Raw genomic sequence first — 23,915 nt, 5'->3', positions numbered from 1 at the left:
GGTCTATACATCATAAACTCAGTAAATATAAAAGAACTATGCTAAGAGAAAGCCTATGATACAAAAAGCTGATATAAAATTAAGCAACCAGGAAATCGAACGCTATGCACGTCATATTCTTTTGCCTGAAATTGGAGGTGCGGGTCAACAAAAGCTTAAAGCTGCACGTGTTCTTGTTGTTGGTGCAGGTGGTCTTGGTGCTCCTGTCCTAACCTATTTAGCTGCAGCAGGTGTTGGAACCCTTGGAATTGTTGATGATGACATCGTTTCACTTTCTAATTTGCAACGCCAAGTTATTCACAAAACTAACACAATTAACCAAAGAAAAACTGAGAGTGCCCAAATCACTATAAAAGAAATAAATCCCCATGTTACAGTTGAAAAACACAATTTAAGGTTGAATAAAAGTAATGTGGATAAATTGTTAAATGTCTATGACATCATTGTTGATTGTAGTGATAATTTTACCACGCGCTACCTACTTGCTGATCACGCTGCCAAATGCGCAAAACCTTTAATAAGCGGTGCTGTAGAACGTTTTGACGGTTCATTAACGGTGCTCATGCCTTATAAAGATAATAACCCTCACTACCGTGATTTATTCCCCAACCAGCCAGCTGCCAGTACTATTCCGACATGTACTGAAATTGGAATCATAGGTGCTTTACCTGGAGTCATCGGGACACTACAAGCAATGGAAGTCATTAAACTTATCACAAATATTGGTGAACCCCTAGTAGGAAAAATTCTTCTCTACAATGGGTTATTAGCGCAATTTCATATAATTACCTATAAACGCTCAGATTCTAACGAAAATGCAGCAGCCATTAAGGTGTGCGTATAAGTTTAGAGACGATAAAAGTATAATTAGCTGAACTCTATTCAGCTATTCTTCTATTACACATGACAATCACTTCATGTGCCAACATTCTAATAACCCTCAAATAATGATTGATAAACAAATAATCCAAATGATATTTGGGCTAGAAATGATCTAAAAACTCAATAATCTGCACTCGCACACTTAGCATCAAAAGAAAACGTCAACTACCTAAAGTACGACTTGAAGATGATTGCGGGTAGAAGAATAAATTGGCTGACTTTATCCATCAGAAAACGCATGTGGGTAGTGATAACAACTAAAAGAAACAAAATCAATTTTATAAAAGACTTCAATATATTAATGATCTCCTCTTTTTTCTTATTCTCACGACTTCTGATAAAAGCTCTTTTCTCTATACTCCTGAAAAAAAGCAAAATTGCAGTTTGTCAAAGAAATCTTAGAAACCGTACTCGGATGAAATAAACCATCTTTAGCAATACAGAATTCTATATGATTTTAGCGTGCTTAATTCAGTAATTTATAATACAGAAAAATTTCTGGCAGCAAATTGTCCTATTTCATGAGTAAAATGAATCTTGATAATTTCCTTGATCTACAAAATTCCAAAAGCAATCACTCTTTTTAACTGTAAATTACTCTTTCAACTGTATTTATCATAGCGTTTTTTTCAAAATAGACTTTTGAGAGAATGACATCCATTTCTTAATTATCAAGCCACACATGAAAAAAGTCACAGTTGGTAATATAAGATAATAAGACGGTGAAATATTTGCAGGGAGAAATGAAATAACACTTAAGATCGCTATTGAAAATATTCTTGCGCTGAAAGATACGGCGCCAACGATACCAGAAATATGTTGGGTTTGTTTTTGGTTCAATTCTGAAAAAAATAGGCTCTTTGCTCCTATTGGTACAGTGCAAATAAATCCATGAATTAATGAAAATGCGATGACTGACATAGCAATTTGATTGCGCTGAACGAAAAAATAAAGAGCAATACACATAAGAGCAGAAAAAAATGAAAAATATTTCATAGAATCCTTATACTTTTTATCAAGTATGTGATATCTCGACATTAGTGAATTGGAAAAATATTGAGCCGAGAAGGCGCCTATATGGCAAAACATGAGTACCAACATCTGCGAGCCATTGAGATGAACGATTTTTTCCCTTGAAAGTATTATAGGCTGCCAGAAGTGATAAATAATCTGAATGCCAGCGCTGAACAGGCACATTAGCACAATAAACCATGCTCCTCCCACGGTGTTTTGAAATATCCAGAGCGTTTCCTTAGCATTTTGCAGGATGGTTTTTGTTTTTGTTTCTTCACAAACTGATATTTTCTTTTCAGGAACAACAAGGAATATAAAGAAAATTATTCCCATTAGAATACCTGAGATAATATACCCCATAAAATATTGCTTAGAATAATATATCGTTGCGATTCCTATGATACCACTGAAAACGCTGCCAAAGGAGTTTACCTGGTGAGAGAGATGTGCATAATACGAAAAGTGGTCTTGTTTATTTCCTAGAGAATGGTAAATCCACCCATCAATTGCACTGGCAATGAAGCTAATTCCTGCTGCATAGAAAATTTGTGCAACGATGAGCACCGTTATATTGGGGGCTTGAAGACAGAGAAGATAAAACAATCCCGTCATAAAAACTCCAGCCATGACTAGGTATTTACGTCGATATCTGTCAGCTAAGACAGCACAAGGAAAATCAAGAAGCAAAACAGTTACCGAAAAGACGACTTGAAGCAAAGCCAATTGGGATAGGGTAACCCCCATAGATATTAAAAAAATGGCGTGATAAACACCGATCAGCATACGTACTGCATGGTAAGATCCATAGGTTACAGAGAGCGTTTGAGGGTTATTCACTGTTTTGTTCCACAGACTTTACAGTGAGGGTTCTTTTTTAAGGAACGCTCTTCTATGAAAAGTTTGCTACTCCATATCCCCACACGACGATCAGTGGAAAGTAGATCACCATAATCACCCAAGAATTTAAGAGCATCGTTAGCACACATGGCTGCTGAAAGAGCATTTACAGGGGGAAATGTCGCAACTTTAAAATTATTATTAATAGCAGCGCAAGCCTCATAGATTAAACCGTCGCTTTTTAGGGGGAGGTTTCCTATGGATGAGCTGCATGCGTAGCAACCGGTTTTTCCAGGTATATAAAAAGGTCCAAATACAGCGATATCATTGACATAACCAGAATTTATATAAGCTTGTTTATTTTTTACACACCATTCATTTATCCATGGTACCAGCTGATCAGGTGTATCAGCAGAAATGATCCACAAATCGGCTCTGGGCAATTTGTTAATATCTTCTTTTGTAGTGATTGACATTTGTAATTCACTAATCTCGATTTGACTGTTTCTGCGTGTCAACTCACGTTGAAGAACAGTTGTTTTAGGAAGCTCTATATCTTGTTCAGTAAAAAGAATTTGTCTGCTAAGATTGGTTATTTCGATCACATCATTATCGACAAGAATTAATTTCCCCACCCCAGAAGATGCAAGGATCACTGATACATGATTACCGATTCCGCCACATCCTAAAATGACCACAACTTTTTGTGAAAGGATATGCTGAACGGACTCTGGATCCATACCGTAACTTTGATAATGGAGATGATTTCTAGAATACCGATGATTGAAAATATTGTTCGATGTCTCTGCTAAAACAAGGAAATGGTTAGAAAAAAGAAAGTCAAACGCATAGTTAAAATCTTCTCTTAACATAACTGAAGATAGCGAATTATACGCTTCTTTTATCGTCTTTTTCTCGATCCATTGTGCGGCGAGAAGTACAAAATTTTCCCAGTCTTTTTTCTCATTAATAACAAATTGTTTTGAACCAGCACCGAAAATTGCATCTTCTTCACGCATAAGAACACGGGTATATTTCCCTAAAATATAGTGCTGTCCCATCGCTCCCCCCCCCTGCTTATTCACTAAATCAATTTCTCCCTGAAAAATAATTTCAGGGGGAAAATTCTTCTTATCAATTAAATCCTATATGATCCATGACATCCTTCCCCCTCAAGTGCTATGTTTTTACTGTTTTTCACTCGTATGACAGGAAAAAATTTATATCAGAATGTAATTATTGTAAATCATTTTTATGGAGTAGATTTATGGAGTAGAATGATTATTTTTACAAAAAATCTCATGAAGCTTCTTAGAAAACAGAAAATACTCATCTATATTAAAACTCTCTTTTGCATTCGGCAGATAAATGAAACATGTTCTGGCCAAATTTTATTTTCAAGAAAAACTCTAGATGAGGCTTCACCTGATACTGGTATTCTCCAATTTTGATTTCATTATTTCGATTCAATCAATTATAGGCTTGTTTTGTTTCATTACCAACAATAGATAAAAGAAATGCAGACGGAACATTTGTTATTGTTGTACAATATTTAAGTAGCTACCGAATTCAAATTCTATTCGTGCCCCACTAAGTTATCGGATAATTTTTACATAATAAACTTTTACTCTTGAAAAGAAGAATCTATTAATGAAACAATGAATACTGAGAAAATTGAATTGCATCTCTCAATATAATTAACCGCATATAATGTGAAATTTTAGATTAAATACTCTTTAATAATATAAAAAAGCTATCATGTTCTAATGATAAACTAAAGCGTTAAATACAAATGTTTGCATACTTTTAGTTATATAGAAAATTTAATTATGCAAAAAGGTAGACTGACAAGTAAATTTAAAAACATATTGAAACTCAGATTACAAATAAAAACCTTAAACCCAATCATATCTCTTTTTAAAGTGATTTATTTCTGGAATAGTTTATCTTTTGTCCGACTTGGTTCACCTTCTTTATTATCCATTGGTAACGGAACAGGATGATCCGATAAATTGCGTAAATAAAGTAAAAGATCAGCACGATCTTGGTCATTTTTAATTCCACGAAAAGACATAATTGTTCCTGGAAAAGTTTCACGCGGTGATTGCAGATAACGATCCAAATTCACAAAGTCCCATTTCTGGTCAGAATTTGCACGCAACGTCCGTGAATAAGAAAAACCTGGAACAGCCGCCAAAGAACGGTTAACTATTTCCCAAAGTGTCGGACCAACACGACCAGATTCATTTTGTCCAGAAGTATGGCATATAGCACATTGGCGAAAAATCTTACGCCCATTTTCAAGATTGCCTTGTTTAAGACGAACATTCAATGATAAAGAATGGTCAAATGTCTGTTTCTTTTCTTTCGATGCATCATGATTTATAACTGTATGAGAATATTGATCCGATGAAGAATTATCATAGACTATATCGCTGAGTGTGAAAATTCCCACCGAAATAATCAGCACAAATAGACAAGCAAAAACAAAATATATTTTAGAGCGATTCATAAAAACTTAAACATTTAGCTTTTCATTACCACTTTTAGTTTAAGCTTTTTCCTTATAACATACAATATTATAAATGCATTACACACGATTATAAATGCATTACACACGGCATTTGGAACTTTGCAATGACTCTTGAACCAATTATTCTTATTCCCGCTCGTATGAGCTCAACCCGTTTACCTCAAAAAGCTCTCGCTGAGATCGCTGGAAAACCGATGATTGTTCATGTTGCTGAACAAGCAAAAAAAGCTGCAATAGGACGTACTATCGTTGCAACAGATCACAATGATATCGCTAAAGCCGTTACAGCTTACGGACATGAATGTATCATAACATGTAGTGACCATAAATCCGGCTCCGATCGCATTTATGAAGCTTTAACGCATATTGATCCTAAGCAACACTACAATGTTATTTTGAATGTACAAGGTGATCTGCCAACAATAACGCCTCGTGAAATTATTAATGCTTTACGCCCTTTGGAAAATAGCTTCACTGATATTGCGACCTTAGGTGCTAAAATCATTGAAGAAAGCGAAAAGATAGATCCGAATATTGTCAAAATTATTGGTACACCGCTTTCTCAAAATCGCCTTCGCGCTCTTTATTTTACCCGCGCAACAGCACCTTATGGAGATGGTCCCCTTTATCATCATATTGGGATATATGCCTATCGACGCAAAGCGCTTGAGCAATTTGTAGCATTCAACCCTTCACCACTCGAGCAACGTGAAAAACTTGAACAATTACGCGCATTAGAGCATAATATGCGTATTGATGTAGAAATAATCGATACAATTCCCTTAGGAGTAGATACACAACGTGATCTTGAGAAAGTACGTAAGATTTTAGCATGAAAACACCTAAAGAAACTAATAAAATCTCTTTCCAAGGAGAATACGGTGCCAATTCTCATATTGCTTGCTCCAATATGTTTCCCGACATGGAGGCTGTTCCTTCTGCAACTTTTGAAGAAGCCCTTAACTTAGTAGAAAGTGGGCAAGCTGATCTTGCTATGATTCCTATTGAAAATACTATTGCTGGCCGTGTTGCGGATATTCATTATTTTCTACCGCAATCATCTCTTTATATTATTGATGAATATTTTTTACCTATACACTTTCAATTAATGGTTTTACCCGGTGTTACACATGACGAAATTAAAACCGTTCATAGCCATACGCATGCCCTAGCACAATGCCGTAAAATCATACAGAACAATGGCTGGAAACCTGTCTCTTCTGCTGATACAGCTGGAGCCGCAAAATTTATTAAAAAAAATGGAAAGCGTTCACAAGCTGCCTTAGCACCTTTGATTGCAGCAGAACTCTATGGACTTGATATTCTTGAAAAAAATGTTGAAGATAGTCCTCATAATATTACTCGTTTTGTGATCCTTTCACGCTCTCAACGGCATGTGCCCAAACCCCAAAATGGCGAAAAAATTATTACTAGCCTTCTTTTTCGAGTCCGCAATGTCCCAGCTGCCCTTTATAAAGCTATGGGAGGATTTGCTACAAATGGTATCAATATGACAAAATTAGAAAGCTATCAAATTGGTGGAAATTTTAATGCAACACAATTTTTTGTTGATATTGAAGGACATCCTGAAGATCCTATGATGCGTCTCGCCCTAGAAGAGCTGTCATTTTTTTCTGCCGAGTTGCGCATTATAGGCATTTATCCTGCTAAAAATAATCGAACACTTGTATGAAAGACAATTAAATTATATCATTTTTGATAGATTTTTATAGATATATAAAGAATATACTAAAAATTTCATGAAAAATTGGCTCTGGAAAGGTATTCTTTTTTTGCTCAATAAGTTTCATAATGAACACTAAAGAGGCAAATGAGAAAGATTATTTATTTAATGGGATATTTTCAATTGTTCGAATAATATTTTTCCACAAACGATATAATAAAGGACTTAAATTTAATATGGACAAAAAAACACAAGCACCGAAGTAAAATTGTCTTTGGCCATCCCATTTCCCTCATGCAAGAAAGAATTCTTTGAGAAAACATACAACCGTGTATGGCATTTATTTTAAAAGGATGAACTGTCAATCTCCTAAAGAAGGATATACAACAATTTTAATTGCTATCAGAATGTATCAAACAATAATGCTTTTCTTAAATTTAAGCAACACCCAAAATAATTTTTATAAAGCTAAAAAGTGCAGTTTAACTCTGCTTTTTGCAATTAAACTTGGCCTTCCATATTAATGAAAACTGATTTATGATCAAATGTATTTTAGGATAAAGAGGGAAAAATAAGGAAGAAAACCTTCACTCAAGAGTTATTAGCTGCCGATATTCTCGTTTTCCACTGTTGCATTTGTTGAACTTGATGAAAAAAAATGGAATTTTGCGCCAAGTAAAAGCATTATAATTGGTGTAGCCGGTACAATACATCGAGACATTGAATACTTTTGCAAGGCATTTAAGCCCCCAAAAGCATCCTTTTCTTTATCTTATTCTTCCCCTTCTGACTTAGACAAACTAAAATGTTACTGATGATGAAAAAAATAACGCATGATAAAGAACATAAAATCTTTACGCTCAAAGGTATAAAATCTCTCCATATAAGATTTCCTTCGTCAGGTAATTATATTTTTAAAAATATTACTAAAAAAATTATGGGAAAAAATTGCAATACAGGAGAATATCATTGATAATACTCCAAGAGTATCTAAACTTGCGTATTTATGTAGAAGCTGCAATAGGTCTTTTTTTGGAAACCGCGTAGGATAAATTATTATCCTCGATTTTGAGGAGCAGTTTAGGGTTTGTGCTTATTTAGCAATTAAACTGTTAGGAATAAATAGAGAATAAACTAAATTTATTTTCTCAAACTAGTCAAGAATACATCAATTCTTTAAAGTAATATAGCACCGATTACATAACACTATTTAGCAATAATATTTATTCCTCTTACTATTTATTCCCCTTACTTTAACTCATCGTATAACTTGTATTGCTTTATCTCCTCTTTTTTGCTTCTGCAAATTTTTTATAATTCGTTAAGCAATTTCAAATAAATACCCTTCCCGCTAAATAAAGCTTAGCTAATAAACTTCTTCTTAATATCAATAAACACTTTGTTCATAGTAACTCAATATGGTAAGCTACTCCAATGAAAATTGATAAATCACCATACTCTTTGTCGTCCATAATACAAAATCTAAACTCAAAGGAAGAATTCTTCATTGTTCGTGCTATATTTCTCGTTTCTTAGCTTGATTTTTCATTTTAAATCGACAATATGAGATTGGGAGGTTGGTGATGGACGAACTGCTCGCCAACCGGGTCAGATCTGGAAAGAAGCAGCCCTAACGAGTTTTGGTACGGGTCATTGTGCCAGCCTCCTATGTTATTGTATAAATCACATTTTTGTTGTTTTGTAGCGAAATTATCTTCAATTTTCAAAGCAGTATTGTGAAGATAGCGAATAAAGGTTTTTTCGGCTGTTTTTAAGCAAATTTTCTTATTCTTTCAAAGAATAAATTAATTGAGAAAAAACCCTTTTATATTAGACTACAGAATTAACCTGTGGTTTTGTGTTACCAAATTATACGTATAAAGAGCTTCAAAATTGGAGTCATTGATGGAAAATATGCCGCTAGAAACGACTTATCGTGTTCTTGCGCGTAAATATCGGCCTCAAAATTTTTCTGACCTCATTGGTCAAGAAGCCATGGTACGTACCCTTACAAATGCCTTTGAAACAGGCCGCATTGCACAAGCGTGGATGTTAACAGGGATTCGTGGAGTGGGTAAAACCACAACAGCGCGTATTTTAGCCCGTGCACTCAACTACAAAACAAAGGATATTGACCAACCAACAACCGTATTGAACACACTAGGTGAACATTGCACACAAATCATTGAAGGGCGCCATATAGATGTTATAGAAATGGATGCGGCTTCACATACAGGTATTGATGATATTCGTGAAATTATTGAACAAATACGTTATCGTCCTGTTTCGGCACGTTACAAGGTTTATATTATTGATGAAGTGCATATGCTCTCGACACAAGCATTTAACGGCCTATTGAAAACGCTTGAAGAACCACCAGCACATGTAAAATTTATTTTTGCAACGACAGAAATTCGCAAAGTTCCTATTACAATTCTTTCACGTTGTCAGCGTTTTGATTTACGACGTATTGAATCGAAAGTTTTGAACACACATTTGAGTCAAATTGCAAAATATGAAAAGGTAGAAGTAGAAGACAAAGCGCTCTCTATGATTGCGCGAGCTGCGGAAGGCTCCGTACGTGATGCGCTATCCATTTTTGATCAAGCAATTGCTCATAGTAATGGAAACGTCAGTGCCATTGCAGTGCGTGCAATGCTCGGATTAGCTGATCAAGCGCGTATTATTGATCTCTTTGAATTTATCATGAAGGGCAATGTTGTAAATGCCTTGCATGAATTACGCAGTCAATATGATGCAGGAGCTGATCCTCTCACTATATTGACAGAATTAGCCAATTTCAATCACCTGGTTACACGTCTACGTTTTACTCCAGAGATAGTTGAAGATCTCTCGCTTACTGAAGATGAACGTTTAAGAAGTTTAGATTTTTCACAAAAACTTTCCGTTCCTGTTTTATCCCGAAACTGGCAAATGTTACTCAAAGGCTTACAAGAAGTAAGTCAGACAGCGTGTCCGCTTCAAGCTGCCGAAATGCTACTCATTCGTCTTGCTCACACTGCTGATCTACCAACTCTTGATGAAGCTTTAAAAAAGCTTTCACAAGAAAAGATACCTCTTACAATCGTCTCAAATTCTTCTCATCAAGAATCCATAAATACGAATAATACAGCAACAGAAACAGCTTTATCTGCCCATTCTTCCCCAAGCGTTTCAAACACAACACCTAACCAAACAGATCTAAAAACACCCTTGGGAAAACAATTTGGTTTCTCGTTACAATCAAAAGATTCAGTCAAAATTCAAACTTCTAAAAGCACTAACACTCCTGAGATAACGGAAACTCTTGAAACTGTTCAATCTGTTGAGCTCTCTGAAAATGTTGTAGATTTGTCACATTTCTCCACGAAAACACCAGCAAAAATTACTGAATCGCAAACCATTATTATTAATTCCTTACATGATATTGTTAAATTAGCCGAACAGTACAATGAGATTCCCTTCAAACTCCTTGTTAAAGAATTTGTCCATCCTATTTCTTTTCAACCAGGACATATCACCTTGAGACTTTCTGACGATGCTCCACATTCACTTGCTCGTGATATAGAAAAAATGCTTTTTCAATGGACTAAAAAACGTTGGACTATCACTTTTGTCAATGAAGGGGGAGGACCAACCTTACAGGAAGAAAATATAGCTGTTCAAAAGACACTTTTTTCCAATGCAGAAGCAGATCCTGATATCGCTAAAATACTTAACCATTTTCCAGAAGCAAAAATTGTTGATATTCGTCTGAATAAACAAGAAAACGATCTTGATTTAATACCCAATAATTTTAAAAATAAAAGTGAGACTAATGACGAATAAGGATACCTATTTCTATGCGTGATATGATGAGCATGATGAAAAAAGCTAAAGAAATGCAGGAAAAAATGCAAAAAGTTCAAGAAGAACTTGCAAAACTTCAAGTAATTGGTACTGCAGGGGGTGGTCTCGTCAATATCACCTTAAACGGCAAAAATATTATAACGGCAATTCAAATCGATCCTTCATTACTCACACCTGAGGAAGTAGAAATCCTTGAAGATCTGATTATGGCAGCCTATAATGAAGCCAGAGTAAAAATTGAAATAGCTATAGAAGAGAAAACCAAAAGCATAACAGCAGGGATACCACTCCCATCAGGTTTCAAACTTCCATTCTAATGAAGCGCATTTTGTTTAACTCCATGAAACAAGAATATGTCTAAATATATTGCAGGACCTGAAATCGAGCGTCTTATTCAGCTTTTGGCACGTATACCAGGTCTTGGTCCACGTTCTGCTCGTCGTGCTACACTTCACCTTATCAAAAAAAAGGAAACATTGCTGGAACCTTTAGGAGCGGCAATACAAACTGCTGTGAACAAAGTTTGCATTTGTTCTGTTTGTGGAAATGTAGATACAATTGATCCTTGTTTGATTTGTACAGATCCACGCCGTGATAATACAACAATTATTGTTGTTGAAGATATTGCTGATCTTTGGGCTCTTGAACGTGCAAGAACTTTAGCAGCCCGTTATCATGTACTGGGTGGACGACTCTCTCCCTTAGATGGAATAGGTCCCGACGAACTCAACATCGCTTCCTTAATCCAACGCGTTGTACAAAACCCAATCACGGAGATTATTCTAGCTGTCAACGCTACTATTGAGGGACAAACAACAGCTCACTACATCACCGATCAGCTTTCCAATTTTTCAGTTAAAGTTACTCGGCTTGCTCATGGAGTACCTGTAGGAGGTGAACTTGATTATCTTGATGATGGAACTTTAGCAGCAGCTTTACAGGCGAGAACAAATATTTAAAACTTTTTTCTTTTACCTGTTATCTCTTTATTATTTACTATCATTTTTTATAGGAAAAATATTAAAATGATTAAGAAAAAGTTCTCACTTTTAAACGACTTTGGTCCAGGTATTTTAATATGTTTCCTCATATCAGCCTTAGGTTATGGCTTAGAAGTCGTAGAAAAACAACTTTTCACAGAAGCATGGATTGAAAATCTTGTTTTGGCAATTCTTTTAGGAATAATTACTCGTAGTTGTTTTACTTTGCCAATATATTTTCAAAAAGGTATAAATTTTTGTGCGAAAACACTTCTTGAATTTGCTATTGTTCTTTTAGGAGCAAGCATTAGCATACACGCAGTCTTGTCAGTTGGTTGGTGTTTGCTTGCTAACATCGTATTCTGTATATTCATAACTATTCTTATTAGTTTTTCTATCAGCCAACTTTTCGGGCTTTCTTCGCGTTTAGCAATGCTTGTCACTTGCGGAAATGCCATTTGTGGCAATTCAGCTATCATCGCCGTTGCACCTGTCATTAAAGCTAAACCTGAAGAAGTGGCTGCATCAATTGCTTTTACCGCTTTTTTAGGGGTTCTTATTATCTTACTGCTGCCTTTTTTACATCTACTTCTGAATTTGTCATTTAACCAATATGGTGTGCTTGCTGGCATGGTAGTTTATGCTGTACCACAAGTTTTAGCAGCAACAGCATCTGTCTCTTTTGTAAGTGTTCAAATTGCAACAGTTGTTAAATTGGTGCGCGTTTTAATGTTAGGTCCTATTATTTTTGCCTTGTCACTCATCTATAACCGATCAACACAAACACGCTTGCGTTGGCATACTCTCGTCCCATGGTTTATTATTGGCTTTATTATTATGATGCTTATTCGCTCAAGTGATCTTATCCCTGAAACAGCCCTTACCCCTATCAAATTTATTGCTCAGTTTTTCACTGTCATCTCAATGGCAGCGTTAGGTTTAAGCACTGATATCCGTTCATTAAAAAAAGCAGGATGGCGTATTATTTTAGCTTCAACCTGCTCCATCCTTGTCCTTGGTGTTTGTAGCTTTATCATGATACAATTAAATGATTTAAACCATATAACACTTTGAAACACGCGTTCTCAAACATTTTTGCTTTTTTCAACGTAATATATAATCACCCCAAAGACTTGCCAATATCGAGGTATCCCTTTTATCAAATTAGGCTAAAATTCCAAAAACTTCTCATCAGTTTAAACAAAAAATCAAATGCACTTTTGATATTAATGTAGTAAACTCTCAAGCTGCTTTTTTCAGCATATAATTGTTTGCAATCAGCATCATCCAAAACTACATAATTTATAAAAAACAATACCACTTTTTTTATTTTATCTGCTCTCATCAAAACTAAGTTTTTACTAAAAATTTACAGAATATGCTCTCATTGGAAACAAATAAATATGAATTCAAAATTTCTCCCTTTCAAATTGCTTCTACTTACGATATTTTGCAACAAGATACGAATGAAGATCACGCCAGTACCTAATAGAAAAGGTATTGTTACTTATTGGCACTAGCAATATTCTTAAATTACAAATAGACTCACAAAATAAAAATACTAAAAAACACAGCAGGTCTTTTGTTTATCATATTATTCAACTAAAATGCTTTTATGCTTATCCTTGCCATAGACACTGCTTCAATTTATTGTGCTGTTGCACTCATTCGTCATAAATCTGTCATTGCGCGCATCAGTGAGCGCATGAACAAAGGACACGCTGAAAAACTTATTGGAGACATCACACAAATAATGATCCAAGCTAACATGACCCTGAATCAAGTTGATCGCATTGCTGTCAATATTGGACCTGGATCATTCACTGGTGTACGTGTGGGTGTTTCAACAGCACGTGCTTTGGCATTAGCTCTCGAAATACCAGCTGTTGGAGTAAATGCACTTGAAGCGTTAGCAGCACAAACAGCAACCAATAAAAATACTGCATCAGCAATTACTGTTGTTATTGAAGCCGGAAGAGATATGTTCTATCATCAAAATTTCAATAAAGATCTTACACCTTTGGGAGCACCAGGATTAAAAACAATTGAAAATATCATTGAAGATTTACCGCAACAAACAAGACTAATCGGTCGCGCAGCTGATCTCATTGCACTGCACATAGAAAGTAATAAGAGAAACAAAAAAATTGTCCTAGATAAAATCCCCTGTGAAGCAGCTGATATTGTAAGTTATGCTCTTCTTGCGGCAAACAAACAACCAAAAGATCCGCCCTGCCCACTCTATTTACGTAATGCTGACGCAAAACAACAAACTGACTTTGCTTTACCACGAAAAAATAATGTCTAAATTTTCATTGAAAAAAAAACATTTTGAGATTACTCCACTACAAGTTGATGATAGTGCTTCTCTTCATCAAATTCATCAGCATTGTTTTGTCCCTGCTTGGAAAAAACAAACTTTTGATAATTTCTTAACAGATCACTCTATCTTCGGATATAAAGCCTCTCATATTGGTCGACCTGATCAAATTTTAGGCTTTTGCCTCTGCCGTCTTATTCTTGATGAAGCAGAAATTATTACAATTGCTGTTCATCCTCATTTCCATCGACAAGGAATTGGCACTTTGCTTATCGATAACACACTTCACCACCTCTACCACAAACACGCTATAAAATTATTCTTAGAAGTAGAAGAAACAAATCTTTCTGCTTTGAATCTTTATAACCGCTTCGAATTTCAACAAATTTCTAAACGCCTTGCCTACTATCAAACAAAAAATAGCCGGGGAGATGCAATCATTATGCAAAAAACTTTTAAGCAAATAGATTGAGATTTGTGTAAAAAGCATTTAGAGATGCGCTATGAGTAAAGTAAATTCTAAAAATACGTCTTCTGTTACTCCTAAAAAAGTTTTTATCAAAACCTATGGGTGTCAAATGAATGTTTATGACAGCCAGCGAATGAATGATAGTCTCAGTGCGCAAGGCTATGTTTCAGCACAAACACCAAGTGACGCTGATCTTATTATTGTTAACACCTGTCATATTCGTGAAAAAGCGGCAGAAAAACTTTATTCTGATCTTGGCCGCTTGCGGATGATGCGTCAAGAACGAACACCCGATAAGCCCCTGATGATCGGTGTGACTGGATGTGTTGCACAAGCTGAAGGAAGTGAAATCTTACGCCGTGCTCCAACAGTGGATCTCGTCATTGGTCCGCAAATGTATCACCGCTTACCAGATTTGTTAGAAAAAGCTAAACAGGGGAAAAAAATTATCGAAACAGACTATGCTGTTGAAGATAAATTTGTTCATTTACCACCTCATAATAAACGTGCTGTAAGAAAACGGGGTGTTAGTGCATTTTTAACAGTGCAAGAAGGTTGCGACAAATTTTGCACGTTCTGTGTCGTTCCATACACACGCGGTGCGGAAATATCGCGATCTGTTGAGCAAATTACCGAGGAAGCTCGACAACTCGTTGAAGCTGGTGTTAAAGAAATTACGCTGCTTGGACAAAATGTAAATGGCTGGCATGGACAAAATACGAATGGCAAAACTTGGCGTCTTGGCGATCTTCTCTATCATCTTGCAAAACTGGATGGTTTAAAACGCCTGCGTTACACAACCAGCCACCCGCGAGATATGGATGACAGCCTTATTGCTGCGCACCGAGATCTTGACATATTGATGCCTTACCTGCATTTGCCTGTCCAATCGGGTTCAGATCGCATCTTAAAAGCAATGAACCGCCAGCACAAAAGCATTCATTATCTTCAGCTTATTGAAAAAATTCGTACCGCACGACCCGATATTGCTTTTTCTGGCGATTTTATTGTAGGATTTCCAGGAGAAACAGATGATGACTTTAAAGAAACTATTAAACTTATTAAACAAGTACAGTACAGTTCCGCCTATTCTTTTAAATACTCACCTCGCCCTGGAACAGTTGGTGCTACAATGAAAAATCATGTTGACGAAACAGTAAAAGATGCTCGGCTTCAATATTTACAAATCCTTCTTCTTGAACAGCAAAACGCATTTTTGCGTTCTAAAATTGGTCAAAAAATCAATATTCTCATCGAAAAATCTGGGCGTCACTTGGGACAAATGGTAGGTCGCTCACCTTGGCTTTTTCCTGTTGTCGTGGATACAGATGCTCCTACAGGCTCCGTAGTTGAAATTCATATTAAAAATGTAAGCTCAAATAGTTTTATCGGTGAAATGACAAATGTATAAACATGTCTTGCATGCTTTTTTAAACAGATATTTTAGAAAATTCTTTGTTTTTTGAAGAAAATGATTACATCTAAAGCTACACTCTATAAAAAATATATTGTTTTTTATAAAGTTTACTGAAGAAAATATGCAACACTTATATAAATAAGGGAGAATAGGTTGAAAGCTTCAACCGAAAAAGAAAAGCGTGTTAAAGAAAAAATAAATGCTCACCTTGAAAATACTGATATCTTAGGAAAAGCGAACATATCAGATATTAATCATGTTGTTTTAATTTTTGAAAACAATAAATATGCAAAAATGATTTTTGGTAAACTCGACGAAAATCTTACTTATATCGAACAAAAACTCGGAGTTAGCATTTATGCGCGCAGTAATGAGATTTTAATCCGTGGAAATATGGCTGCTATAAAACGTGCTCAATACATATTAAAGCAGCTTTATGAACGCGCCAAAACACATCAAGAGCTTACTTTATCAGATACAGAAGGAGCAATTGCCATGGCAAACTTGCTACAGGAACAGCAAGAAGCCTCCATAACAATTCAACATGGAAAAAAAATCCCTGCACGATTAAGTATAAGTACCCATAAAAAAATAATTCATGCTAGAACTCCAACACAAGATGCTTATATACGTGCAATGAATCATAGTGAACTTGTTTTTGGTGTAGGTCCAGCAGGAACAGGTAAAACATATCTTGCTGTTGCTCATGCAGTAATGCTTCTAGAGCATGGTATCATTGAACGAGTTATCCTCTCACGTCCTGCTGTTGAAGCTGGAGAGCATCTTGGCTTTCTTCCAGGTGATCTGAAAGAAAAAGTCGATCCGTATTTACGTCCGCTTTATGACGCCCTTTATGATATGATTCCCGTCCAAAAAGTAGAACGCATTTTGGCTTCTGGTGTCATAGAAATTGCTCCTCTTGCTTTCATGCGCGGACGCACACTTACCCATGCAGCTGTTATTCTTGATGAGGCACAAAATACCACACCTATGCAAATGAAAATGTTCCTCACCCGTCTTGGAGAAGGGACACGTATGATTATCACTGGTGATATAAGCCAAATTGATTTACCTAGCGGACAAAAATCAGGTTTAAGTGAAGCAATACGTATTCTCTCACACGTAGAAGATATTGAAATCATTCGTTTTGATGAAAAAGATGTCGTGCGCCACCCTCTTGTTGCCGCTATTGTGCGGGCTTATGATCATGATTCTAGAACACAAAATAAAGAAGTACCACTCTCATGCGGTGCGCAAAAAAGTGAATTTGATCTATTATGATTACCATTGATATAATTGTCGAGGACACAGGATGGGATGATGAGCAAATGCTTTATAATATTAGTGAAAAAGCATTAACAACAACAATGCATCATCTTTCGTTAGAAAATATTGCAAGCGAAGTCAGCCTGCTTTTTACGGATGATAAACATATGACACAGATCAATGCGCAATGGCGTAATAAAAACATATCTACCAATGTATTGTCCTTTCCTGCTTTTCCACTTAAAGTTGGGCAGACTCCTGGACTTATGCTTGGTGATATTATTATTGCGCGAGAAACTGTTTTATTTGAAGCAAAGAAAGAGGGAAAACTATTTCAGGATCATTTGACACATATGATTGTTCATGGTGTTCTTCACCTTCTTGGCTATAATCATGAAACAGATGATGAAGCTCACCAAATGGAAAAACTTGAAAGAGAAATTCTTCAAGAGCTTTCCATAAAAGATCCTTATACTGAATTGTCTTAAAAATGATAAAAATTAACTTTTTAAATTAATATCACCATCATACAATTTAAAGTTTTTTTATGCCTCTACTACTAAAAGAAAGTTTGAAGATTTCAAAATCATGGCAAACAAAATAAATGCCCCCAATAACCAACAAATATCTCTTAATACTGAAGAACACCCTTCTCAACAAGCGAATCATACGGAAAAATACTCCCTGATGAATCATTTATTTTCGTTTTTACGTGGCCGTAATTCCACATCACTGCGCGATGATCTTAAAGTTGCACTTACTGCTGATAATGAAAAAGACACAGCCCTCTTCTCACCTGAAGAACGCACTATGCTGCATAATATCTTACGCTTGAGAGAAGCACGTGTTGATGATGTTATGATTCCACGTTCTGAAATAAAGGCATTGGAAATAAACACTCCACTTGGAGAAGCTCTTAAATGTTTTGCAAAAATTGGCCATTCTCGTGTACCTGTTTATGCTGAAACTTTAGATGATCCACGGGGAATGATCCATATTCGTGATATCCTTAATTATATGACTTTCTTTATCATCAACTCAACTCAAACCAAGAAGAAATCTGATTTGCTTCAGTTAAATCATACGCATTTGCACACCCCTATTGGTGAATTGGATTTGGTTCGATCAGTTCTCTTTGTTCCTAGTTCTATGTTGGCAAGCAAATTATTAACACGTATGCAAACCACAAGAACACAAATGGCTTTGGTTATTGATGAATATGGAGGTACAGATGGTTTAGTTTCAATGGAAGATATTGTCGAATTAGTTGTTGGTGATATCGAAGATGAACATGATAATGTCGACAATGCTATCGTGCGCGAACCCAATAATAAATGGCTTGTTGACGCAAAAACTGAACTAGAGGATGTAAAAAAAGCTCTCGGTCCTGATTTTATTGTCGGGGAATATGGTGATGAAGTTGATACTATTGGTGGTTTGATTGTTTCCATTCTTGATCGAATTCCTGCAAAAGGTGAAGTTGTTGAAGCTGTACCTGGTTATCGATTTCGTATTTTGGAAGCTGATAAACGCAGAATTAAGCGGTTACGCATTTTTCGCACTTCAGAAAATGAGAATTTTGAGAGCCATGCTATCCCTGAAAAATAGCCAAATGTCTTTAAGAAATTTCACACTTTTTTTGTTTTCTACCACCGGCTGGAAGCGGCAAATGTGGGTGTTTCTTTGTGGTGCTTTTACTTCTTTTGCTCTTCCACCCTTTTATTTAACACCTCTCTGTTTTTTGACCTTTCCCGTTTTTATTATTTTACTTGATTCAATACGTGTTATCCAAAATAATAGAAAGCGTTTTCTCACCTATGCTCTAAGCTGTGGAATATTTGGCTTTAGTTATTTTATTTGTAGCCTTTGGTGGCTGTGCAATGCTTTATTCACCGATCCAGTTTCTTTTGGTTGGGCAGTGCCATTTGCCATTTTAGGTCCTCCCTTCTACCTTTCCCTTTATTGGTTTTTTTCTGGATTCATTGTCGGTTTATTATGGACAAAAGGAATAGCACGTTTCTTTGTTTTGGCCTTTGCGCTAGGATTAGCAGAGTGGTTACGCGCACTTTTATTCACCGGTTTTCCATGGAATGCTCTTGGTTATACAGCTATGCCAACCCCGATATTTATGCAAACTGATGCAATCGTGGGACTTTACGGAATGAATATTCTTGCTGTCTTAGTCTACAGTTTACCAACTGTTTTATTAACGGATGAAAAAAAGAAAGCCGCACTATCTCTTTGCTTATCGCTTATATTAGCTCATAGTGGTTTTGGTTTTTACCGCCTTAATACCACACAGAACACAGCAAATAGCCAAAAAAGTAGTTATTGGGTGCGCATTGTTCAACCTTCTATCCCGCAAAACATAAAATTGAGTAATACAACACGAGAAGCTATATTTGAAGCTCACATGAGCTTGAGTGCTACACCAACAGCAGATCATAATCCAGAACCTGACTTTATCGTATGGCCTGAAGCGTCTATTCCTTATCTTCTCTACGATAACTCTTCTACTACAATGCGTATCGCTTCTCTTCTAAAACCTAAACAATGGGCTATTATTGGTGCTATACGAGCTGAACATGATTCCCTTAATGCGGAAATGCAATACTTTAATACAATTGCAGTTATTAACAATAAAGGTAATATTTTAAACACTTCTGATAAACTTCACTTAGTTCCTTTTGGTGAATATCTTCCCTATCAAAATTTATTGAAAAAAATTGGTTTACATACCCTTGCTGATAATATAGGTGGATATAGTGCTGCAAACGTGCGCAAAATTGTTACAATGCCAAACGGATTTTCTTACCTCCCGCTGATTTGTTATGAAGTAATATTTCCCAATGAATTGACTTTTAAAGGCTCCCCTTTTCAAGCAATCATTAATGTTACAAATGATGCATGGTTCGGTGTAACACCTGGTCCATATCAACATCTTCAACAAGCACAGCTTCGTGCCGTTGAACTGGGAATCCCTCTCATACGAGCAGCCAATAATGGAATATCGGCTGTTATTGATTCTTATGGACGAATCGTAGTAGCTCTCCAGCAAAATGCTGTTGGCATTATTGATTCACCAATTCCATCGCCCATTACCCCTATAGGAAGCAATGAATATAGAATATTCTCTACTTTCATCTTATTCATTCTTATGCTATTGTGCTGTATCGGTTTTGGTTCTACAAAACATCCTGAGTGATTCAAGTGCCCACAGACGGTATTACATTGCGTAGACCGGCAATGTTGGGAAAAAGTGTTACATATTATCTTAATTATATGATAAACCAGCCTCACAGAAATCTGATGTTGGTTTAAAAGTAAAGTGCTGGAAATAAAGAGTTGCATTATGACCGAGACTAAAAAAAAACCCGATCCTATAGATATCTATGTTGGAACCCGTATTCGTTTACGTCGTAATATTTTAGGACTTACCCAAGAGAAACTGGGTGAGAAATTAGGCGTTACTTTCCAGCAAATCCAAAAATATGAAAAAGGTACAAATCGTATTGGAGCAAGTCGTCTTCAAGCAATTGCAGAAATTATGGATGTTCCTGTTTCTTATTTTTTTGATAAGGGTATTAGTACGCAACATATAGAAGGCTTCGCTGAAAGCGACAATGATTTTATGGACTTTTGCTCCAGTAATGAAGGAATCCAGCTGATGCGTGCCTTTACGAATATATCCGACGCTAAAATCCGTCGAAAAATCATTGACTTGGCAAAAGCCCTTTCTGAAGAAGATATGACAAACAAGCTATAAAGTAAAAATTACATCTTTTCCCGCATTCAGCTTATAAATGAGCATTGACGATTTGTTATGGGATTGGCAAATAAGAACAGTTTTAATAGACAATTAATAAATTGTTGGTGTTCTTTTTTGAAGGAGTTCCTATGCCGCATCAAGATTATCTTTTTACGAGTGAGTCGGTATCGGAAGGACATCCTGATAAAATTTGCGATCGTATTTCCGATGAAATCGTTGATATGATTTATAAAGAAGCTCAAAAAACTGGTACAGATCCATGGTTAGTACGAGTCGCTTGTGAAACTCTAGTCAGTGTGAACCGTGTCGTTATCGCCGGTGAAGTGCGTGTTCCTGATACACTCTTAAAAAAAGATAAAAATAGAGAATTTATCTACGATGAAACTGGCTTTCCACTCATTAATCCTACACGTTTTCGTACAATAGCGCGTCGTGCTATTCGTGCAATTGGTTATGAACAAGTAGGTTTCCATTGGAAAACTGTTAAAATTGATGTTCTTTTACGTCCCCAATCAACGGATATTGCCTGCGGAGTTGATAACGCTATGGATCGACATGGTGAAGAAGGTGCAGGTGATCAGGGTATCATGTTTGGATATGCTTGCCGTGAAACACCCGATCTTATGCCTGCACCAATTTATTATGCACATAAAATACTCAAACTTCTTGCTGCAGCGCGCCATAAAAAGGAAGGAGAAACTGGAAAATTAGGGCCAGATGCTAAAAGTCAAATAACTATACGGTATAAAAATGGAAAGCCTATAGAGGTAACATCCATTGTTCTTTCAACACAACATTTAGATGAAAGTTGGGATTCTCATAAAGTACGTACAGTAGTTGAGCCTTATATTCGTCAAGCTTTACATGATATTCCCATTTCTGCTCAATGCAGTTGGTATATTAACCCAACAGGAAAATTTGTCATCGGTGGCCCTCAGAGCGATGCTGGGTTGACGGGGCGCAAAATTATCGTTGACACTTATGGAGGAGCAGCACCCCATGGAGGAGGTGCTTTTTCAGGTAAAGATACGACAAAAGTTGATCGCTCTGCAGCTTATGCCGCACGTTATCTTGCTAAGAATATTGTTGCAGCTAATTTAGCGGAACGATGCACCATTCAACTCTCCTATGCAATAGGTATTGCACAGCCTTTATCTATTTATCTTAATCTCCATGGAACAGGAAAAGTTGATGAAAAAATTCTTGAATCAACTATTCGCAAAATAATGGATCTTTCACCAACTGGAATCCGAAAACATCTTGATCTTAATAAACCTATTTATGCAAAAACAGCCGCCTATGGACATTTTGGACGGACACCAGAACGTGACGGTTCATTTTCATGGGAAAAAACTGATCTGATTAAAAGGCTACATACAATGATTAAATACCATGATTGATCATAAAACACGTATCCATAAAGCCTTTTTTGGTCGCCGACAAGGAAAACGTCTACGAAACAGACAACTTGTGCGTATAAAAACGCTTCTTCCAACTCTTAATATTGATTTAAGCACCCTACCACCCTTAGATTTAACATCCTTATTCTCTAGTAATGTAAGAGAAGTCCGTCTCGAAATTGGTTTTGGTGGAGGTGAGCGTTTGCTTCACGAAATGGGATATTTTCCACAAACTGGTTTTATTGGCATCGAGCCCTTTATCAATGGCATGGCAAAAATGTTAATGTCTCTTGAACAGCATAAACAACATCAAAACCATATTCGTCTTTATGATGATGATGCTACACGCCTTCTTGATTGGCTTCCAGATGCATCACTTGATGGAATAGACCTCTTCTATCCTGATCCATGGCCTAAAAAGAAACATTGGAAACGACGTTTTATCAACATAAAAAATCTTAACCGTTTTGCTCGCGTTCTTAAAACAGGGAAAAAATTCCGCTTCGCTAGCGATATAGACAGTTATGTAAACTGGACCCTCTATCATTGCATCCAACATAATCACTTTGAGTGGAAAGCAGAAGACCCCAAAGATTGGAAAACCCCTTATCCGCTATGGATAAGTACTCGCTATGAAGCAAAAGCTCTACGTGCAGGACGGATACCTGCCTACCTTACCTTTATCAAAAAATAAATGGTGAAATGCTTTTCTTATAAACAACTTGAAAAATTTTGAATTTAAGAGTATCAATAACTAAATTCTTGGTCTTATGATGAAGAGTGGGCCGCTGTACCCGCTCTTTTTTAATGTCATAAAACTGATGAAAACGACTTGGATAAAATATATGAATGAAACTGAAAAGATAAGCGATCTTGATGAGCCGCGTCTATTTGAAGAAGATGGCAATGAAGCGCGCGTTGCTGCTCTTGTCATACCATTGCTTAAGCCTTTAGGTTTTCGTTTGGTTCGTGTAAAACTTCTTGGTTTAAATGGTTTAACACTTCAGATTATGATTGAACGCGCTGATGGTTCCATAACCGTAGAAGATTGCGAAACTGTTAGTCGGACTGTTTCTCCTCTTCTTGATGTGCAAAATGTTATTGAACGAAAATATCATTTAGAAATTTCATCTCCTGGAATTGATCGTCCATTGATAAGAAAATCTGACTTTTTTCATTGGCAAGGACATATTGCAAAAATTGAAACCAAAATAACAATTGATGGACGTCGAAAATTTCGTGGAACACTTACAAATATTACGCAAAATGGATTTACTTTAAATACCGATCAAGCTGCTTATGGTGAAAGCATGTATATCTCTATTCCCTTTTGTAATATCACAAATGCGCATTTAGTACTTACCGATGAACTTATTCGCGACGCGTTGAAAAAAAATAAAAGTTTAAATCAACAATTCATTCCCAAAGATAATCCTAACGTCTCAAAACAAACGTCAAATTACAAGGATTAATATCGCTGGGAATGCCCATCGTG

General features: G+C 36.2%; 21 protein-coding genes, 1 other RNA gene and 1 pseudogene. 20 read left to right on the top strand and 3 right to left on the bottom strand.

What is annotated here, in order from left to right:
- The first annotated feature begins 55 nt into the window (after nt 1-55).
- Nucleotides 56-844 (top strand): molybdopterin-synthase adenylyltransferase MoeB, encoded by a 789-nt coding sequence (locus HWV54_RS05070; RefSeq protein WP_005866097.1) that lies wholly within the window; start codon nt 56-58, stop codon nt 842-844.
- A 653-nt stretch (nt 845-1,497) separates the two neighbouring features.
- Here the strand turns inward: HWV54_RS05070 and HWV54_RS05065 are convergent.
- From HWV54_RS05065 to HWV54_RS05055, 3 genes are all read right to left on the bottom strand, one after another.
- The gene (locus tag HWV54_RS05065; protein WP_005866099.1) at nt 1,498-2,733 is read right to left on the bottom strand and encodes an MFS transporter; all 1,236 of its coding nucleotides are present in this window, start codon (nt 2,731-2,733) and stop codon (nt 1,498-1,500) included.
- Nucleotides 2,730-3,794, bottom strand: coding sequence for a HesA/MoeB/ThiF family protein (locus tag HWV54_RS05060; RefSeq protein ID WP_005866101.1), 1,065 nt, complete (start codon nt 3,792-3,794; stop codon nt 2,730-2,732). The genes HWV54_RS05065 and HWV54_RS05060 overlap by 4 nt, the downstream gene beginning before the upstream one ends.
- Before the next feature lie 866 nt (nt 3,795-4,660).
- Nucleotides 4,661-5,245 (bottom strand): c-type cytochrome, encoded by a 585-nt coding sequence (locus HWV54_RS05055; RefSeq protein WP_005866105.1) that lies wholly within the window; start codon nt 5,243-5,245, stop codon nt 4,661-4,663.
- A 125-nt stretch (nt 5,246-5,370) separates the two neighbouring features.
- Here HWV54_RS05055 and HWV54_RS05050 point away from each other — a divergent pair, with 125 nt between their 5' ends.
- The 19 genes and pseudogenes from HWV54_RS05050 to rimP all read left to right on the top strand — a co-directional run bounded on the left by HWV54_RS05050 (nt 5,371) and on the right by rimP (nt 23,892).
- Entirely contained in the window at nt 5,371-6,102 is a 732-nt protein-coding gene (locus HWV54_RS05050) for a 3-deoxy-manno-octulosonate cytidylyltransferase (RefSeq protein WP_005866107.1), read from the top strand.
- A complete protein-coding gene (locus tag HWV54_RS05045) occupies nt 6,099-6,959 on the top strand; it encodes a prephenate dehydratase (RefSeq protein ID WP_005866109.1) in 861 nt (286 codons plus the stop codon). The genes HWV54_RS05050 and HWV54_RS05045 overlap by 4 nt, the downstream gene beginning before the upstream one ends.
- 562 nt (nt 6,960-7,521) lie before the next feature.
- Nucleotides 7,522-7,923: pseudogene (locus HWV54_RS07040) on the top strand (hypothetical protein).
- A gap of 599 nt (nt 7,924-8,522) precedes the next feature.
- An RNA gene (gene ffs, locus HWV54_RS05040) (signal recognition particle sRNA small type) lies at nt 8,523-8,620 on the top strand.
- Nucleotides 8,621-8,855: 235 nt separating this feature from the next.
- Nucleotides 8,856-10,778 (top strand): DNA polymerase III subunit gamma/tau, encoded by a 1,923-nt coding sequence (locus HWV54_RS05035; protein ID WP_005866111.1) that lies wholly within the window; start codon nt 8,856-8,858, stop codon nt 10,776-10,778.
- A gap of 14 nt (nt 10,779-10,792) precedes the next feature.
- Nucleotides 10,793-11,116 (top strand): YbaB/EbfC family nucleoid-associated protein, encoded by a 324-nt coding sequence (locus HWV54_RS05030; RefSeq protein WP_005866112.1) that lies wholly within the window; start codon nt 10,793-10,795, stop codon nt 11,114-11,116.
- 36 nt (nt 11,117-11,152) lie between these two features.
- A complete protein-coding gene (recR, locus tag HWV54_RS05025) occupies nt 11,153-11,758 on the top strand; it encodes a recombination mediator RecR (protein WP_005866113.1) in 606 nt (201 codons plus the stop codon).
- 66 nt (nt 11,759-11,824) lie between these two features.
- Nucleotides 11,825-12,853 (top strand): YeiH family protein, encoded by a 1,029-nt coding sequence (locus HWV54_RS05020; protein ID WP_005866115.1) that lies wholly within the window; start codon nt 11,825-11,827, stop codon nt 12,851-12,853.
- Between the two features lie 541 nt (nt 12,854-13,394).
- The gene (tsaB, locus tag HWV54_RS05015; protein WP_005866117.1) at nt 13,395-14,087 is read left to right on the top strand and encodes a tRNA (adenosine(37)-N6)-threonylcarbamoyltransferase complex dimerization subunit type 1 TsaB; all 693 of its coding nucleotides are present in this window, start codon (nt 13,395-13,397) and stop codon (nt 14,085-14,087) included.
- On the top strand, nt 14,080-14,571 hold the full coding sequence (gene rimI, locus HWV54_RS05010) for a ribosomal protein S18-alanine N-acetyltransferase (RefSeq protein WP_005866119.1): 492 nt from the start codon (nt 14,080-14,082) through the stop codon (nt 14,569-14,571). Before tsaB ends, rimI begins: the two co-directional genes overlap by 8 nt.
- A gap of 31 nt (nt 14,572-14,602) precedes the next feature.
- The gene (gene miaB / locus HWV54_RS05005; protein WP_005866121.1) at nt 14,603-15,979 is read left to right on the top strand and encodes a tRNA (N6-isopentenyl adenosine(37)-C2)-methylthiotransferase MiaB; all 1,377 of its coding nucleotides are present in this window, start codon (nt 14,603-14,605) and stop codon (nt 15,977-15,979) included.
- Nucleotides 15,980-16,138: 159 nt separating this feature from the next.
- Entirely contained in the window at nt 16,139-17,266 is a 1,128-nt protein-coding gene (locus tag HWV54_RS05000; RefSeq protein ID WP_005866123.1) for a PhoH family protein, read from the top strand.
- On the top strand, nt 17,263-17,739 hold the full coding sequence (gene ybeY / locus HWV54_RS04995) for an rRNA maturation RNase YbeY (protein WP_005866125.1): 477 nt from the start codon (nt 17,263-17,265) through the stop codon (nt 17,737-17,739). Before HWV54_RS05000 ends, ybeY begins: the two co-directional genes overlap by 4 nt.
- Before the next feature lie 100 nt (nt 17,740-17,839).
- Complete coding sequence (locus HWV54_RS04990; RefSeq protein WP_005866127.1) at nt 17,840-18,859, top strand: hemolysin family protein; 1,020 nt, start codon at nt 17,840-17,842, stop codon at nt 18,857-18,859.
- Complete coding sequence (gene lnt / locus HWV54_RS04985) at nt 18,822-20,456, top strand: apolipoprotein N-acyltransferase (RefSeq protein WP_083832380.1); 1,635 nt, start codon at nt 18,822-18,824, stop codon at nt 20,454-20,456. The genes HWV54_RS04990 and lnt overlap by 38 nt, the downstream gene beginning before the upstream one ends.
- A 147-nt stretch (nt 20,457-20,603) precedes the next feature.
- Entirely contained in the window at nt 20,604-21,017 is a 414-nt protein-coding gene (locus HWV54_RS04980) for a helix-turn-helix domain-containing protein (RefSeq protein ID WP_005866131.1), read from the top strand.
- A gap of 131 nt (nt 21,018-21,148) precedes the next feature.
- Nucleotides 21,149-22,420 carry a methionine adenosyltransferase gene (gene metK / locus HWV54_RS04975; RefSeq protein ID WP_005866133.1) on the top strand — a complete coding sequence of 424 codons (1,272 nt, stop codon included), beginning with the start codon at nt 21,149-21,151 and terminating at the stop codon, nt 22,418-22,420.
- Nucleotides 22,413-23,114, top strand: a complete 702-nt coding sequence (locus tag HWV54_RS04970; protein ID WP_005866135.1) for a tRNA (guanine(46)-N(7))-methyltransferase TrmB — start codon at nt 22,413-22,415, stop codon at nt 23,112-23,114. Before metK ends, HWV54_RS04970 begins: the two co-directional genes overlap by 8 nt.
- A gap of 127 nt (nt 23,115-23,241) precedes the next feature.
- Entirely contained in the window at nt 23,242-23,892 is a 651-nt protein-coding gene (rimP, locus tag HWV54_RS04965; protein WP_083832385.1) for a ribosome maturation factor RimP, read from the top strand.
- Nucleotides 23,893-23,915 lie beyond the last annotated feature (23 nt).

The sequence above is a fragment of the Bartonella alsatica genome (assembly GCF_013388295.1).
Taxonomy (GTDB): Bacteria; Pseudomonadota; Alphaproteobacteria; order Rhizobiales; family Rhizobiaceae; genus Bartonella; species Bartonella alsatica.
This window is presented reverse-complemented; position numbering and strand designations above follow the sequence as displayed.

Coding starts and splice junctions, on each gene's coding strand:
- HWV54_RS04970 (WP_005866135.1), top strand. CDS start 22,413: ATGATTGATCATAAAACACGTATCCATAAAGCCTTTTTTGGTCGCCGA.
- HWV54_RS05055 (WP_005866105.1), bottom strand. CDS start 5,245: ATGAATCGCTCTAAAATATATTTTGTTTTTGCTTGTCTATTTGTGCTG.
- miaB (WP_005866121.1), top strand. CDS start 14,603: ATGAGTAAAGTAAATTCTAAAAATACGTCTTCTGTTACTCCTAAAAAA.
- ybeY (WP_005866125.1), top strand. CDS start 17,263: ATGATTACCATTGATATAATTGTCGAGGACACAGGATGGGATGATGAG.
- rimP (WP_083832385.1), top strand. CDS start 23,242: ATGAAAACGACTTGGATAAAATATATGAATGAAACTGAAAAGATAAGC.
- HWV54_RS05045 (WP_005866109.1), top strand. CDS start 6,099: ATGAAAACACCTAAAGAAACTAATAAAATCTCTTTCCAAGGAGAATAC.
- HWV54_RS04980 (WP_005866131.1), top strand. CDS start 20,604: ATGACCGAGACTAAAAAAAAACCCGATCCTATAGATATCTATGTTGGA.
- HWV54_RS05060 (WP_005866101.1), bottom strand. CDS start 3,794: ATGGGACAGCACTATATTTTAGGGAAATATACCCGTGTTCTTATGCGT.
- lnt (WP_083832380.1), top strand. CDS start 18,822: ATGAGAATTTTGAGAGCCATGCTATCCCTGAAAAATAGCCAAATGTCT.
- HWV54_RS05050 (WP_005866107.1), top strand. CDS start 5,371: ATGACTCTTGAACCAATTATTCTTATTCCCGCTCGTATGAGCTCAACC.
- HWV54_RS05020 (WP_005866115.1), top strand. CDS start 11,825: ATGATTAAGAAAAAGTTCTCACTTTTAAACGACTTTGGTCCAGGTATT.
- HWV54_RS05035 (WP_005866111.1), top strand. CDS start 8,856: ATGGAAAATATGCCGCTAGAAACGACTTATCGTGTTCTTGCGCGTAAA.
- tsaB (WP_005866117.1), top strand. CDS start 13,395: ATGCTTATCCTTGCCATAGACACTGCTTCAATTTATTGTGCTGTTGCA.
- metK (WP_005866133.1), top strand. CDS start 21,149: ATGCCGCATCAAGATTATCTTTTTACGAGTGAGTCGGTATCGGAAGGA.
- rimI (WP_005866119.1), top strand. CDS start 14,080: ATGTCTAAATTTTCATTGAAAAAAAAACATTTTGAGATTACTCCACTA.
- HWV54_RS05030 (WP_005866112.1), top strand. CDS start 10,793: ATGCGTGATATGATGAGCATGATGAAAAAAGCTAAAGAAATGCAGGAA.
- HWV54_RS04990 (WP_005866127.1), top strand. CDS start 17,840: ATGGCAAACAAAATAAATGCCCCCAATAACCAACAAATATCTCTTAAT.
- HWV54_RS05070 (WP_005866097.1), top strand. CDS start 56: ATGATACAAAAAGCTGATATAAAATTAAGCAACCAGGAAATCGAACGC.
- recR (WP_005866113.1), top strand. CDS start 11,153: ATGTCTAAATATATTGCAGGACCTGAAATCGAGCGTCTTATTCAGCTT.